The following is a 14,722-nucleotide window of genomic DNA, read 5'->3' as shown; positions in this document are numbered from 1 at the left end:
GAAAGCCCGCGCGGCGCACCACTTTACCTTGCGTCGGTTTCATTGTGATCCCCGCGCCAATGGTCCTCCATGATCAGACCGTCCAGGGACAGCCGTCGACGCCACCCCCGCGCCTGCAACTCCGGCTGGTCAAAGGCCTCTTCGATATGGCCGACGCACAAATAGGCCACCACCTCGACCGTCTCAGGCAGACCCAGAAGACCGCGCAGGTCCTCTTGTCGAAAGATGCTGACCCAGCCAACGCCCAGCCCCTCGGCCCGCGCCGCCAGCCAGAGGTTCTGCACCGCGCAAACGGTTGAATACAGGTCCATGTCCCGGTTGTGCGTGCGCCCCAGAACCACCTTTCCACCGCGCGCGCGGTCGCAGGTAACGGCGATGTTCAACGGAGCTTTCAGGATGCCTTGCAGCTTCAACGCGGCGTATTGGGCACGCTTTTCGCCCTGAAACATCGCCTGCGCCTCGGCATTGGCCGCCTCAAAGGCCTTATGCACCGCCCGTCGCCGCGCGGCATCGCGGATCAGGATGAAATTCCACGGCTGCATGAAGCCGACAGAGGGCGCGGCATGGGCCGCTTCCAACACCCGGCGCAGCACGTCGGGGGCCACCGGATCTGGCAGGAATTCATTGCGCACATCCCGGCGCGCATAGATGACATCGTACAGCGCCCGACGCTCAAACGGGGTAAACTGGCGCGCCCTTTCTGGCGCGATGGCGGGTTTGGACATAAATGGCCTCGCAAGCGACAGCGATCAAACGCTTTCCAGACGCCGATCCATGTCGTCAGGCCGGTCTTCTGGCTTGGGATCAACCGAAACGCACACCTTCCCGGGGACCCCCCAGTGGCACAAGTCCGTTCCGTCCCCGTTACAGCGGCGGGCCCGCGCTGGAGTTTCACCAGCTTCCCGATTCTCCCCGTGGCGGGGCACCTGACAGCGGGCAGATTGCGTTGGAAACCGAGCCACGACAACCCAAGATCCGTCGGGCCAAACGGAAACAGGCGCCCACAGGCGCCTGTTCCTTTGTCAAAGCCGGATCAGATCAGTCTTTCGTCTTCTCTTCCATCGCCTTGATCGCATCCCCGATCGCCTCGACCGACCACGCGAAATCAACGTCCAGCGCCGTGTCGAACACCCAGAAGTCACGCGGCACATAGAAATTGGCCGCATAGTTCGACCCGCGTCCGCCCCATGCCGCAAGGCCGTGGCAGGTCATGCAGTTGGTCTGGATGCCCATGTCGGTGGTCGTGGTTGTCCATGCCCCCTTGCCGTCCGGCGTCTGCACCGTCTCCATGATCGAAATGACCGGCGTGCCAAATCCGGCCTCGAGGTAAGGATTAAAGGCGGTAACCAGCGCGCCGACGTTTTTGCCGCCCACCAGCGGCTGCGCGGGCACCAGCATAGAATAGGCCGGGGCCATGGCGTAATGCGCCGCCTGCGTGGTCAGCGTATCGGGGCGGGCTGCCGCAATCGCCGCGCTGGAGGGGGTATTGGGATGCGCGGCATCCGCCTCCCACCAGAAGGTCTGCCATGTCCACTGCGTCGTCTCGCGTGAGGTGACATGCATCGCTACCAGCAACGCAATCGCGGGGCCGTCGCCGCCAATCTCCTGCGTCTCGCCGGTTGCTTTGTTGACAAAGGTCGCGCCGGCCTTCTTCAGGTCGACGGCGATAAAGTCATCGACCGAATAGATATTGCCCACACCCGGGCTTTTGCAGTTCACATCCACGCCAGTCGAGGTGGTTGACCCCTTCAGATCCATGTCGACGTAGACACATTGCTGCCAGAGCGTTTCGGGGTAGCCGCCCTCTTTCATGTCGGGAGTCCAGTTGGCAAGGTCCGGAATGCCCGGCCATGCAGGAAAGGCGTATAGTTTGCGCGTCCTGCCGTCGGCGTCGGTCCAGTCTGTCAGCCGGTCGTTGGTGATCAGCTTGTAGACCGGTTTGACGTTCACGGACTCGTCGGGAAACCGCACCTTGTCGCCGTCCGCCAGCAGCCGGTCCAGCACCTCGGGCTTGCCGGTCCCGGTCTCCAGCAGATACGACGCCGATGGTGGGCTGTAGGCCACATTCTCAAGAATATCGGTGTTCACGATGATCCCGGCGGCATTGGTCGTCGGTTCGGTGCCGTCCTTCTTTTCAGAGGCGGCATTTGCCAAAAAGCCATCCACCAGACCGTGCCGGAACATTTGCGAGGATTCGCCCAGCTGGAACTTGTCCTGTGGTTCCTTGCCGGTAAAAACCGCGATGATATTCGCCTTGGTCAGCCATGTCTGATAGGTCACGCGGGCAAACGCATCCTCGCCGTCGACAGGCTTGGTCAATCCCGCCCAGATGCCCCAGGCATGGGCGTGAATTGCAGCATCGTTCTGCGGCTCGGCGTAGATCCAGGAATTGATCTCATCTTCGGCGGTGGGGAACATCACCCCCGGTGCCGGTTCCGCTGGCATGTTCACGCCATAGTCCTGTGCAGCTGCCGCCAGCGGCAGCATGGCCAGTAACCCCGCTTTAACCCCGAAATCACGCATCCCTGTCTCCTCTTCTCAATCCATGGCAGGCTTCAAGTGACGCAAGGTTAGCTAACGTAAGGGTGAAAACAAAGTCCATCAATCAACTTTTACGGTAATAACCTGCTTGACACAGCGCCGCCCCTTGCCGCGCCGGGTCCACCGGATAGGCTCTGCCCAGCTTTGGAGATTGCGCAATGAGTCACGGATACGACAGCGGCCGCCTGAACCTGCCTTTTACCGGAATTTGCACCTTTGCCCGCGCGCCATACCAACCGGACTGGTCCGCGCTGGACGCCGATGCCGCCATCCTTGGCGCGCCATTCGATGCAGGCACCCAATGGCGGGCTGGCGCGCGTTTCGGGCCACGCGGGGTGCGCGAGGCCTCGACCCTGTTCAGCTTTGGACACGCCGGGGCCTACGACCATGAGGATGATGTGACCTATCTGGAGGGCGTGCGGCTTGTGGACATGGGCGACGCCGATATCGTCCACACCGATACACTGACCAGCCACGCCAATATCTGCAAAGGGGTAACGGCCGCTCTGGACGCCGGTGCCCTGCCCGTCATCATTGGCGGCGATCACTCGATCAATATCCCCTGCATCGAGGCCTATGAGGGCCGCGCACCCTTTCACCTGCTCCAGATCGACGCGCATCTGGATTTTGTCGATGAACGTCATGGCGTCACGCGGGGGCACGGCAACCCGATGCGCCGCGCGGCCGAGAAACCATGGGTGACGGGACTGACGCAGGTGGGCATCCGCAACGTCTCTTCCACAGCGCGAGAAGGGTATGAAGACGCCCGCGCGCGCGGATCGGACATCCTGTCGGTCAGACAGATGCGCGCGCTCGGGCCAGAGGCGACCGTCGCGCGGCTGCCCAAGGGCGCGCCGGTCTATATCACCATCGACATCGACGCCTTCTGCCCCTCTATCGCGCCGGGAACAGGCACGCCCAGCCACGGCGGCTTTCTCTACTACGAGGTATTGGAACTTCTGCAAAACGTCACCCGGACACACCCCATCGTCGGCATCGACCTTGTCGAGGTCGCGCCCGACTATGACCCGACGGGCAGCACGTCGATCCTTGCGGCGCAGCTTTTGATGAACCTGCTCGGCTTTGTTTTTCACGCCGGGCTGCCTCGTCCCTAGACGGGCGCCTTAGGTTTCGGCACAACATCGACGGACCGCATGTTAGCGGCCACGTCATCGGCGGAGCGGCGCGGACCGCGATGCACACCACTTGCCGTCACCGCCCTGTCACGATTTTGTGGTCAGAGGCCTAACGATACTCAGAACTGGACCCGCCCATGACCGCCCCCCTTGCTGGATATGTCATCCTCGACCTGACGCATGTGCTGGCCGGGCCGTTCTGCACCATGTCCCTTTCGGACATGGGCGCGCAGATCATCAAAGTCGAGGCCCCCCGGACCGGGGATGACACCCGCACCTTCCCGCCTTTCAAAGATGGCAAGTCCGCCTATTTCGCGGCCCTCAATCACGGCAAGAAAAGCATCGCGCTGAACCTCAAGGGGGATGAGGATCGGGCGATCTTTGAACGTCTGCTGGGGCGGGCGGATGTGATTGTCGAAAACTTTCGCCCCGGCGTGATGGAGCGGTTGGGCTACGGCTGGCAGGACCTGCACGCCGCCTTTCCGCGGCTGGTCTACGGGGCTGTGTCAGGTTTTGGCCATTCCGGTCCGGATTCGAAACGCCCGGCCTATGACATGGTGGTGCAGGCGCGCGGCGGCGTGATGTCGATCACCGGCGAAAAGAACCGCGAACCGGTACGGGTCGGCGCGTCGATCGGGGATATCGTTGCGGGCATGTTCCTGAGCCAAGGTATACTTGCCGCCCTTCTGGACCGCGACCGCAGCGGCGTGGGCCGCAAGATCGATGTGTCGATGCTGGACAGCCAGTTGGCGATCCTTGAGCATGCCGTGGCCCTGACCACCGTCACCGGCAAGGCACCGGGACCGTCCGGCGCCCGGCATCCATCCGTCACACCATTCGAGACGTTTCACGCCAGCGACGGGCTGTTTGTGATCGCCGCAGGCAATGACCGGCTGTTTGAAAAGCTGTGCATTGCGCTCAATCTGCCAATCTCGGACGATCCGCGTTTTGCCACAAACCCCGCGCGCTGCGAACACGCCCGCCTGCTGAAACGGTTGATCGAGGCGGTGACGCTGGACAACACCCGCGCCTACTGGATCTCACGGCTGACCGCCGCCGGGATTCCGACCGGACCGATCCAGACCGTCGATCAGGTTTTGAAGGACCCGCAGATCATTGCGCGCAACATGGTTGTGGACGTGCTGGATAAAAACGGTCGCCAAGCCTACAAGGCTGCCGGAAACCCGATCAAGATGAGCGATGCGCCTGATCCGACCACACGCGGACCGGCCCCTGATCTGGACGGCAACCGCGGTGAAATTCTGCGATGGCTGGAACAGGGCTAAACCCCTGCAAGCCCCATGCCGTTTTCGACCCGTATTCTGACGCCGCACCGCCTTTCCATCCTCGCGACAGGCGCTATGGTCCCGGCCAGCACCCCACAGAGGCAGACACATGGCGCAAGACCCCCTCGTGATCTTCACCCCATCTGGCAAGCGTGGCCGCTTTCCTGCTGGAACTCCCGTCCTGACAGCCGCCCGCCAGTTGGGCGTCGACCTCGATTCAGTCTGCGGCGGGCGGGGCATCTGCTCAAAATGCCAAATCACCCCGTCTTACGGCGATTTCCCCAAGCACGGCGTTCATGTGGAACAGAATGCGCTGTCGGACTGGAACAAGGTCGAAGCCCGTTATGACGAAAAGCGCGGGCTGAAACCGGGCCGCCGTCTGGGATGCCAGGCAACGGTGCAGGGCGATGTGGTGATCGATGTGCCGCCCGAAAGCCAAGTTCACCGTCAGGTCGTGCGCAAGGCTGCCACCGCCCGGGTGATCGAAATGGACCCGGCCACGCGGCTTTACTACGTCGAGGTTCAGGAACCCGACATGCACGAACCCACCGGCGATCTCGAACGTGTGGCCCGCGCACTGGCAGCGCAGTGGGATATCCCCGAGATATCCACAGAGTTTTCCACACTTGCCAAATTGCAACCCATCCTGCGGAAAGGCAGCTGGAAAATCACCGTCGCCTTGCACAAAGACGATAAGGATTCGGTGCCACGCCTTGTCGCCGCATGGCCCGGCCTGCACGAAGGCGGGATTTATGGCCTTGCCATCGACCTTGGCTCGACCACCATCGCCGCCCATCTGACCGATCTGGAAACCGGCGAGGTCAAGGCGTCCTCGGGGATCATGAACCCGCAGATCCGCTTTGGCGAAGACCTGATGAGCCGGGTGTCCTACGCGATGATGAACCCCGGCGGCGACGTCGAGATGACCCGCGCGGTGCGCGAGGCGCTGGACACTTTGGCGCGGGAGATTGCGGCCGAGGCCGGGATTGACCCCAGCCTGATCCTTGAGACCGTCTTTGTCTGCAACCCGGTGATGCACCACCTGCTGCTGGGCATCGACCCGGTGGAACTGGGGCAAGCCCCCTTCGCGCTGGCCACATCGGATGCGATGACGCTGACCGCCCGCGATCTGGACCTGACATGCCTGCCTGCGTCCGCGCAAATCTATATCCTGCCCTGCATCGCGGGCCATGTGGGGGCCGATGCCGCCGCCGTGGCATTGTCCGAGGAACCAGGGAAATCTAAGGACTTGGCGCTTATTGTTGATGTGGGCACCAATGCCGAGATCCTGCTGGGCGATACCACCCGGGTGTTGGCCTGTTCCTCTCCGACTGGCCCTGCCTTTGAAGGCGCGCAGATCAGTTCCGGCCAGCGCGCCGCCCCCGGCGCGATCGAGGCGATCCGCATTGACCCCGTAACCAAGGAGCCGCGCTTTCGCGTGATCGGGTGCGACAAGTGGTCAGACGAAGAGGGTTTTGCCGAGGAAACCGCCGCGTCAGGGATCACAGGCATCTGCGGCTCCGGCATCATCGAGGCGGTGGCGGAACTGCGCACCGCTGGCCTGATGGACCCATCGGGCCTGATCGGCGGCCCTGACAAAACCGGCACGGACCGCTGTATCCCCGAGGGGCGCACCTTTTCCTATCTAGTGCACGATGCGAGCGAAGAAGGCGGCCCACGGATCACCGTCACCCAAGGCGATATTCGCGCCATCCAACTGGCGAAGTCCGCGCTTTATGCCGGTGCGCGCCTGTTGATGGACACGCGCGGCGTCGACAAGGTGGACCGCGTTGTGCTGGCGGGTGCCTTTGGGGCACATATTTCACCGCTGCACGCAATGGTGCTGGGCATGATCCCCGACGTGCCGTTAGAAAAGGTCACCAGTGCGGGCAACGCCGCAGGCACTGGCGCACGCATCGCCCTGTGCAACCTTGCCGCGCGCCGCGAGATTGAGCGCGTGGTGCGTGAGATCACCAAGGTCGAAACCGCAATCGAGCCAAAGTTTCAGGAACACTTTGTCGCCGCCAATGCGATCCCGCACGCGACGGACCCGTTCCCGGAGTTGAAAAAACTCGTAAACCTGCCGCAGGTCAGTTTCAACACCGGCGGCGATGATCGGGGCGGACGGCGGCGGCGCAAGCGCGCCTGACCCGCCGGCGCGGGGCTGTCTAAAGCAGCCCGCGCGCTGCCAGATTGCGCATCAGCGCGCTGGTACCGAAACTCCACGACGGACATTCCGTCGACAACCGCACGGTATTGGCCAGCCGCCCCAGAGCGGGTTCCGATATTTCGACCACGTCGCCCAGCTTATGGGTGAAACCCTCACCCGGCACATCTCGGTCCTCGGTCGGGGCAAAGAGTGTGCCCAGCATCAGGAAAAACCCGTCGGGATACTGGTGATGTGTCCCGCAGGTCTGTGCCACCAGATCCTCTGGGTCTCGGCTGATCTGCGACATGCTGCTACGACCGTTCAGAACATAGCCATCCGTGCCAGTCACCGTGAGCGTCAGTTCCGCGTTGCGCACATCGTCCAGCCCATAGCTGTCGTCAAACAGCCGCAACATCGGCCCGACCGCGCAAGAGGCGTTGTTGTCCTTCGCCTTGCCCAGCAAGAGCGCGGACCGCCCCTCGACATCGCGCAGGTTCACGTCGTTGCCTAGTGTCGCGCCCCGGATACGCCCACCGCTGTCGCAGGCCAGCACGATCTCTGGCTCGGGGTTGTTCCATGTGGAAATCGGATGCAGCCCGACACTGGCACCAAAGCCGACCGCCGCCATCGGCTGTGCCTTGGAAAACACCTCTGCATAGGGGCCGATGCCCACCTCAAGGTATTGCGACCAAACGCCATCGGCGATCAGCACCTCCTTCAGTTTCAATGCCTTGTCCGACCCCGGCTGCACGGCGCGCAGGCTGTCCCCCAGAATGGCGGTACAGCGTTCCCGGATCGCCAGCGCGCGCGCCGGATCGCCCTTGGCCTGCTCCTCGATCACCCGTTCCAGCATGGAGGATACAAAGGTCACGCCGCAGGCCTTGACCGGCTGCATGTCGCAAGGGGCCAACAGATGCGCGCCCTCAGGTGCCTCAGTAGAGGCTTCGGCCAACGCCTCCAGCGGTCCGAGGCTCTCACCCGGTGCCTCAGTGGCAAAAGCCGCCGCATCTTCACGGTCCAGCAGCGCCTGCATGGTCGGCACCTCTGGGCACGTGATATCCACCGCCTCGGCCCCGCGGCGTGCAATCAGCGCCGGACCGTTGCGATCAGGCCGCCAGACGCGGCCGACGAAAGTGCCCGTCGCGGGCAAAGCGAGCGTCATGGTAAGGTTCCTCCAGAGGTGTTTTCTGATTTTCCAAGAGGTCTAGAGCATATCCCCGGCGGGCGGAACAGGCTCGGAGAGTTCTTGACGACGCGCCGAGGCTAAGCTACCGATGCGTCTCGCGGCGGGTATGATGTAATGGTAGCCTGTCAGCTTCCCAAGCTGAACGCGCGGGTTCGATTCCCGCTACCCGCTCCAACTCTCGAAATCCGAAAAACGCGTCAGATGATCGCGCGGAGACGCGCCTTCAGCCGGGCGATGTCCGCTTTCAGATCCGCTGAAACCGCGCCATAGCGCGGCGAATCCACAAGAGTCGTGAACAGCGCGGGATCGGGCCTGCCCTTGCGATGCCACACCAGCCCGCGCAATACGTCCGCCGCCTGCTCTGGCAAATTGTCCGGAACCTTGTATCCCGCAATCTCGCCCCAGACGGCGGTCCAGCAACGCGCCACGCTCCACGGGTTGTAGCCGCCACCGCCTGATACGATCATTCGGGGCGACAGCGGACGCAGAGCGCGCACCGCTGCTACATGGCACCGGTTTGACAGGGACAATCGCGCCAGCGGGTCCTCCAGCAGCGCATCCGCCCCGCATTGCAGATAGATCGCATCGGGGCGGAAATCGGCAACGGCTGGCAGGATCACCTCCTCCAACACCAGCGAAAATTCAGTGTCGTTGAACCCGCGCGCAACCGGCAGGTTGAACGCCGCGCCGCCCGCCGTATCATCCAGTGCGCCGGTAAAAGGCCAGCGCCGCGCCTCGTGGACAGAAACCATACGAACGTCCGCGCGCCCTGCAAAGGCGATCTCGACGCCATCGCAGTGATGCGCGTCAATGTCGACATAGGCAACGCGTGCCAGCCCCATCTGCAACAGACGCTCAATCGTCAAAACCGGCTCATTGAGATAGCAAAAGCCAGCGGCACGATCGGGCAAGCCGTGATGCTGGCCGCCGCCGGGATTGTAAACCACGCCGCCTTCGGCCACCAGTTCGGCGGCCAGCAGCCCGCCGCCCACCGCCGTTGCGGGACGGCGGTACATCTCGGCAAAGACCGGGTTGGACAGCGTGCCCAACCCGTGCCGCGCACGCACAAGCTCACTGACGGATTGCGCCGATTCTGCCGCTTGCAAGGCTGCCACGTAGCCAGTTGAGTGAAACCGCGTCAGCGCAGCGGGTTTGGCGCGTGGCGAGGTGCGATACCGCGCAGTCGGCAACCAGTCCAGCGCGCGGGCAAGGTCGATCACTGCTGGCACCCGCTGAATCGAAAGCGGGTGCCGCGCCCCGTAAACAGAGCCGCGATAGATGGGAGAGCCGATAAAGCGCGCGTCAGACATTTTCGAGAGCTAGAGCCTTTGGACGTCAAAGGAAATCCCCGGCGCATTGCACAGCGCGACAAGCGGGAATATCACTCTCACATGCATGATTTGCCCACCTTCCGCCTTGTCTGGCAGACCGCCGCGATGATCGCGTTTGGCGCGCTTGGTGGCTTTGTCGCGACCTTGGCGCATGTGCCGATGCCTTGGATGCTGGGTGGGTTGCTGTCCTCTGCGCTGGTGATCCTTTTATGGGCGCCACCGTTCTTGAAAGACTACGATTTTCCGCTGCCGTTCCGGACCGGCTTCGTGGCGCTGATCGGCGTAATGATCGGCACCCAAGTGACGGCGGACCTGTTGGCGATGGCCGGACAACTGCCCTGGACGATGGGCGGGCTTGTGGTTTTTGTCATTTGCGCGCACCTTGGCAATACCCTGATTTTCCGTCGTCTGGGGGGTTACGACCGCGCCACGGCCTTTTATTCGGGGACGCCCGGCGGGTTGATGGAAAGCATCGTCATGGGCGAAGGCGCGGGGGCCGACATCCGCATCCTGACCGCGCAACAGTTCCTGCGGATCATTGTGGTGATCACCCTGTTGCCGCTGGGCCTGTCGTTGTGGATGGGAACCCCGGTGGGCAGTGCGGCAGGGTTGCGGGCGGCCTCCGGACATGTGCCGGTGACACCGCAGGCGCTGGTGCTGATCTGCCTTGCAGCGGGTTTGGGCCTGTGGCTGGCGCGATTGATCCGGCTGCCCGCCGCACAGTTGAGCGGCCCGATGATTCTGGCGGCACTGGCGACCACCACCGGCGTGCTGGACCTGCACCTGCCGATCTGGCTGATCGCCGCCGCGCAACTGGTGATCGGCGTCAGCCTTGGCATGCGGTTCAAGGGAACCAACCTGCCGCTGCTTCGGCGTTGCACATGGCTGGCGCTGGTCTCAGTGGTCTACATGCTGATTCTGGGCGGCGTGCTATCAGCGATCCTCTGGCAGATCACCGGGATCGAGTGGTTGCACCTGTTGATCAGCTTTTCCCCCGGCGGGGTGGCGGAGATGTCGGTAGTGGCCCTGAGTCTTGCCGCCAACCCGGCGCTGGTCGGCCTGCACCATGTTGTTCGTATTCTGATGACGGTGGTGGAACTTAGCGTGATGGCGCGCCTGTTGGGGATGCGCTAAGGCCCGGTCAGGCCTCTTCGGCCTTTTCCGCCAGTTCCAGCCACTCTTCCTCTGCCCCGGCCAGCGCGGTCTGACGTTCTACCAAGGCATCGGTCGCCTTCTGGAATTTCAAAGGCGCCTTGGTGAACAGGTCAGGCTCGGCAAGGAACTGCTCCAGCTTGGCAATCTCCGCGGTCAGCCGGTCGATCACCTCTGGCAGTTCTTCCAGTCGATGCCGTTCGGTAAAGCTGAGCAGCGGCTTTGGCTCGGCCTTTGCGGCCGGGGCGATACTGTCCTGCTTCGGGGCTTGCTTGGCCTTCTTTTCCGGCGCGGCATCCGCGCGCTTCTGCGCCTGATAGTCGGACCAACCCCCGGCATAGACGGTGGCGCGGCCCCTGCCCTCCATTGCGACGGTGGTCGTAGCGACCCGGTCGAGGAAATCACGGTCGTGGCTGATCAACATGACCGTGCCGTCGTAATCGTCCAGCAGTTCCTGCAACAGGTCCAGCGTTTCTACGTCCAGATCGTTGGTCGGTTCGTCCAGCACCAACAGGTTCGATTCCCGGGCCAGCAGCTTCGCCAACAGCAGACGCGCCTTTTCACCGCCGGACAGGGACCGGACTGGCGCGCGCGCCTGACGTTCGTCAAAGAGAAAATCCTTGAGGTAACCGACAACGTGACGCGGCGCACCCCGCACCATGACCTGATCGGAAGACCCTGACACCCGCATCCCACGATCCTGTGTGAGGCTGTCCCAAAGAGAGGCATCGGGGTCCAGCTGCGCACGGCTCTGGTCAAAGATCGCGGGCACCAGGTTGGTGCCCAGCTTGACGGACCCCGCGTCGGGCGCAATCTCTCCGGTCAGGATCTTGATCAGCGTCGTCTTACCCACGCCATTCGGCCCGACAAAGGCAACGCGGTCACCGCGCTGGATGGTGATGTCAAAGCCGCGCACAATGGTTGTTTCACCAAAGGCATGGGTTATGCCCTTGGCCTCTATCACTTTCTTGCCCGACTTCGGACCGGCCGTCAGTTCCAGCGCCGCCGACCCCTGCCTGCGAATCTGAGAGGACCGTTCCTTGCGCAAGTCCTGCAAGGCGCGCAGGCGTCCCTGATTGCGCGTGCGACGGGCGCTGATTCCTTCGACGGCCCATCGGCCCTCGGCCTTGATCTTGCGATCAAGCTTGTGACGCTGGGTGTCTTCCTCATCCCATGCCTTGTCACGCCACGCCTCGAAGGCTGAGAACCCCTGTTCCTGACGACGCACCACACCCCGGTCGATCCAGAGCGTCGCGCGGGTGAGTTCGCTCAGGAACCGCCGGTCGTGCGAAATCAGGACAAAACCCTTGCGGGTAGACTTCAGCTCGTCTTCCAGCCAGGAAATCGCTTCGATATCAAGGTGGTTGGTCGGTTCGTCCAACAGCATCAGATCGGGCGCTTCGGCCATCAGCTTGGCCAGCGCCGCGCGACGCCGCTCGCCGCCAGAGGCGGTATCAACAGGGCGGTCGGGGTCAAACTTCAACCCTTCAGAGGCGCGTTCGACACGGTACATTTCCGAGGCTGCAAGGTCAGAGGCGGCGAAATCCCCCAAGGTCTCGAACCCCGATAGATCCGGTTCTTGCTCCATGTATCCCACGGAAGAGCCCGTCGGCACCACGCGGTCCCCCCGGTCAGCTTCGACCAGCCCTGCCATGACTTTCATCAGGGTGGATTTACCGGACCCGTTGCGCCCAACGAGCGCGACGCGGTCGCCCTGATGGACGGTCAGGGACAGGTTGTCGAAAACAGGATCGCCGCCAAAGGTGAGCGATATGTCGGTGAGCTGGAGAAGAGGAGGTGTTGCCATGCAGGCCAGCTAGGCAAGCGCGGGCGCGCCGTCAAGCCGCCTTGCAACACCGCCCCGGTATCAGCCCACCACCGCGCGCAACAGTTTCTTTCGAGCGGGTGGAATCGCGGCAATTTCGACCCCGGTGAAGACGTGCAGCGTATTCATCTGCGAATCCACCACCGCATGGTCGCTCACCCAGCCGCCCATCATAAGGTAGGTGCGCAACAGCGGCGGCATCCGCAGCATGGCTTTTTTCGCATCCGGCTTGCGCCGCAGCCGCTGGGCAAAGCGAAAGACATCCGGTGCCTTGACGCGCGGCAGCCAGCGGCGCGGGGCAAGGTGACGCGCCTTGAGCATGGCAAAGGCATCGTAATAGGCGCGGGCGTCGGTGCCTGAAAAGCTGGCACAGCCGAACAACAATTCGACCCCCCTGTCATCGACATAGGAGGTCATTGCCCCCCAAGCGACCCGCAGAACATCAGGGTCGCGCAGATCGGGATCTATGCAAAAGCGTCCCATCTCGACCATCGGACCCTCAAAGGATTCGAGCGCGGAAAGCTCATAATACTGGGCCGAATAGCTGCGCCCGATCTCTCCGCCACTGGCCAGTTGAAGGAATCGAAAACAGCAAACCAGAGTCCCGGTGCGGGTTTCTTCGACCAGCATATGGTCACAGAGGGCGTCAAATTCATCCGCATCCAGCCCGCCACCTTGAAAGGCCCGTCCACGCAGGGTCTGAGCCGCGATGACATCGGCCTCACTGTCGGCCAAACGCGCGCGATAGCGGCCACGTTTCAATTGGATCATGTCGCCCGCTCCTGCCCGGCGCGCGACTCGCACGTCCGTGTTTCAGACGAGATGCCAAAACCGCGTGACAATCAAATGACAGTTGTACGGCAGGAAAAAGCGTTGGCGATCACTCGCCGAACAAACCCGCCGCAGAGATGCCGCCAACGTTGCCAAACAGCTTACGGATAAAGCTGATGTCGCCATCGGATGTCTGGGTCACACGACGGTTGATGGTCACGACGCGGCCATCTTCCAGCCCGTAGGTGGCGATGTTCTTGACCACGTCCGCCTCATCGAAGGTAATCGCGACGATCGTCCGCTCGATGACCTTTGGCTTTTGGTAGGCAAAGTGGCGCACTTCGGTCTCTATATAATAGTAGCCCGACCCGCTCAGCACGCCCGCGGCATTGGGTACGCCGATCAGATCCTCGACCGAGGCCTTGGTGTCGATACCGGGAACGATCTGCTGCAAGTCTTCCTCAGACGGAAGGTAGCCGTGCGTGCGGTACTGCGCGGCGCACGCCGAGAGCGCCACCAGCATCACTGCCGCGACGAAAACCTTCACCTTGCCTGCAAAACCGTTCATGTCACGCCCCTCTTGTCACGGGCCCTTCTGCCACCTATCCCGCTTACATAAGGAATGCCTCCCATTCAAGCACAGGAAAAGCCGTCACAATGACCACCGATCCCTCCGAAGGCCGCTCGACCGCCGCGCGGCTGCGCGTGGCCAGCCTCCGTCAGACCGGATCGACGCCCGTGAACATGGAGCCCGGCGCCGAGGCCCGCGCGCGTTATGCGTCCGAACTGGGGGCCGAGGCCCTGCGCAAGCTGCGATTCCAAGGCAAACTGACCCCGATGGGCAAATCCGGCTGGCGGCTGGAGGCGAAACTGGGCGCAACGGCGGTTCAGGCTTGCATCGTCACGCTGGAACCGGTGACGACGCGGATCGATACGACGGTCGTGCGCGAATTCTTGCCACCCGAGCGGATGGATGCCCCCGAGGCCGGGTCGGAAGTCGAAATGCCCGATGACGACAGCGTCGAGGTGCTGGGCGAAGAGATCGACATCGAGTCCATCATGCTGGAGGCCTTGTCGCTGGCCCTGCCCACCTACCCGCGCAAAGAAGGCGTTGAGATGGGAGAGGCGCATTTTGCCGCTGATGGCGTGACCCCGATCACCGACGAAGAGACCAAGCCATTTGCCGGACTGGTAGGCTTGCGCGAAAAAATGCAGGACAACGACAAAGAGGGCTGAGATTCCGCTTGCCAATCCGGCGCTAGCGCGTATTTTCGCGCGCTCATGAGTACGTCAGGCGCATGTCGCCGCGAGCCGATCAAGGCTGCGCGGCATGGCCCCATCCGAA

The 14,722-nt window shown here is 62.8% G+C and carries 12 protein-coding genes, 1 tRNA gene and 1 riboswitch; of the genes, 6 read left to right on the top strand and 7 right to left on the bottom strand.

Going from position 1 to position 14,722, the window contains the following annotated elements; genetic code table 11:
* Nucleotides 1–23 precede the first annotated feature (23 nt).
* Together bluB and VOI21_RS12840 are read right to left on the bottom strand one after the other, a co-directional pair.
* On the bottom strand, nt 24–725 hold the full coding sequence (gene bluB, locus VOI21_RS12845) for a 5,6-dimethylbenzimidazole synthase (protein WP_323770292.1): 702 nt from the start codon (nt 723–725) through the stop codon (nt 24–26).
* Nucleotides 726–765: 40 nt separating this feature from the next.
* Nucleotides 766–945: riboswitch (cobalamin riboswitch) on the bottom strand.
* A 93-nt stretch (nt 946–1,038) separates the two neighbouring features.
* On the bottom strand, nt 1,039–2,523 hold the full coding sequence (locus tag VOI21_RS12840; protein WP_323770291.1) for a hypothetical protein: 1,485 nt from the start codon (nt 2,521–2,523) through the stop codon (nt 1,039–1,041).
* Nucleotides 2,524–2,699: 176 nt separating this feature from the next.
* On the opposite strand from VOI21_RS12840, the gene VOI21_RS12835 reads away from it, so the two are divergent.
* From VOI21_RS12835 to VOI21_RS12825, 3 genes are all read left to right on the top strand, one after another.
* Nucleotides 2,700–3,656, top strand: a complete 957-nt coding sequence (locus VOI21_RS12835; protein ID WP_323770290.1) for an agmatinase — start codon at nt 2,700–2,702, stop codon at nt 3,654–3,656.
* A 158-nt stretch (nt 3,657–3,814) separates the two neighbouring features.
* Nucleotides 3,815–4,963: a CaiB/BaiF CoA-transferase family protein gene (locus tag VOI21_RS12830; protein WP_323770289.1), complete on the top strand. Its 1,149-nt coding sequence runs from the start codon at nt 3,815–3,817 to the stop codon at nt 4,961–4,963.
* Between the two features lie 109 nt (nt 4,964–5,072).
* On the top strand, nt 5,073–7,112 hold the full coding sequence (locus VOI21_RS12825) for an ASKHA domain-containing protein (protein ID WP_323770288.1): 2,040 nt from the start codon (nt 5,073–5,075) through the stop codon (nt 7,110–7,112).
* A gap of 19 nt (nt 7,113–7,131) precedes the next feature.
* On the opposite strand, the gene VOI21_RS12820 is transcribed toward VOI21_RS12825, so the two are convergent.
* On the bottom strand, nt 7,132–8,274 hold the full coding sequence (locus tag VOI21_RS12820; protein WP_323770287.1) for a fumarylacetoacetate hydrolase family protein: 1,143 nt from the start codon (nt 8,272–8,274) through the stop codon (nt 7,132–7,134).
* A gap of 124 nt (nt 8,275–8,398) precedes the next feature.
* On the opposite strand from VOI21_RS12820, the gene VOI21_RS12815 reads away from it, so the two are divergent.
* Nucleotides 8,399–8,472: transfer RNA gene (locus tag VOI21_RS12815), tRNA-Gly, on the top strand.
* 23 nt (nt 8,473–8,495) lie between these two features.
* On the opposite strand, the gene VOI21_RS12810 is transcribed toward VOI21_RS12815, so the two are convergent.
* Nucleotides 8,496–9,608 carry an acetoin utilization protein AcuC gene (locus tag VOI21_RS12810; protein ID WP_323770286.1) on the bottom strand — a complete coding sequence of 371 codons (1,113 nt, stop codon included), beginning with the start codon at nt 9,606–9,608 and terminating at the stop codon, nt 8,496–8,498.
* Nucleotides 9,609–9,689: 81 nt separating this feature from the next.
* On the opposite strand from VOI21_RS12810, the gene VOI21_RS12805 reads away from it, so the two are divergent.
* Nucleotides 9,690–10,763 (top strand): AbrB family transcriptional regulator, encoded by a 1,074-nt coding sequence (locus VOI21_RS12805; protein WP_323770285.1) that lies wholly within the window; start codon nt 9,690–9,692, stop codon nt 10,761–10,763.
* A gap of 7 nt (nt 10,764–10,770) precedes the next feature.
* Here the strand turns inward: VOI21_RS12805 and VOI21_RS12800 are convergent, their stop codons facing one another.
* From VOI21_RS12800 to VOI21_RS12790, 3 genes are all read right to left on the bottom strand, one after another.
* On the bottom strand, nt 10,771–12,588 hold the full coding sequence (locus VOI21_RS12800) for an ABC-F family ATP-binding cassette domain-containing protein (RefSeq protein ID WP_323770284.1): 1,818 nt from the start codon (nt 12,586–12,588) through the stop codon (nt 10,771–10,773).
* Nucleotides 12,589–12,648: 60 nt separating this feature from the next.
* Nucleotides 12,649–13,377 carry a GNAT family N-acetyltransferase gene (locus tag VOI21_RS12795; protein WP_323770283.1) on the bottom strand — a complete coding sequence of 243 codons (729 nt, stop codon included), beginning with the start codon at nt 13,375–13,377 and terminating at the stop codon, nt 12,649–12,651.
* Between the two features lie 109 nt (nt 13,378–13,486).
* Nucleotides 13,487–13,945, bottom strand: a complete 459-nt coding sequence (locus VOI21_RS12790; RefSeq protein ID WP_323770282.1) for an outer membrane protein assembly factor BamE — start codon at nt 13,943–13,945, stop codon at nt 13,487–13,489.
* A gap of 89 nt (nt 13,946–14,034) precedes the next feature.
* Here VOI21_RS12790 and VOI21_RS12785 point away from each other — a divergent pair, with 89 nt between their 5' ends.
* Complete coding sequence (locus VOI21_RS12785; protein WP_323770281.1) at nt 14,035–14,613, top strand: DUF177 domain-containing protein; 579 nt, start codon at nt 14,035–14,037, stop codon at nt 14,611–14,613.
* Nucleotides 14,614–14,722: the final 109 nt, after the last annotated feature.

This window comes from Antarctobacter sp., assembly GCF_034670325.1.
GTDB lineage: Bacteria > Pseudomonadota > Alphaproteobacteria > Rhodobacterales > Rhodobacteraceae > Antarctobacter.
The sequence above is the reverse complement of the archived record's forward strand: the minus strand, read 5'-3'. Positions and strand labels throughout refer to the sequence as shown.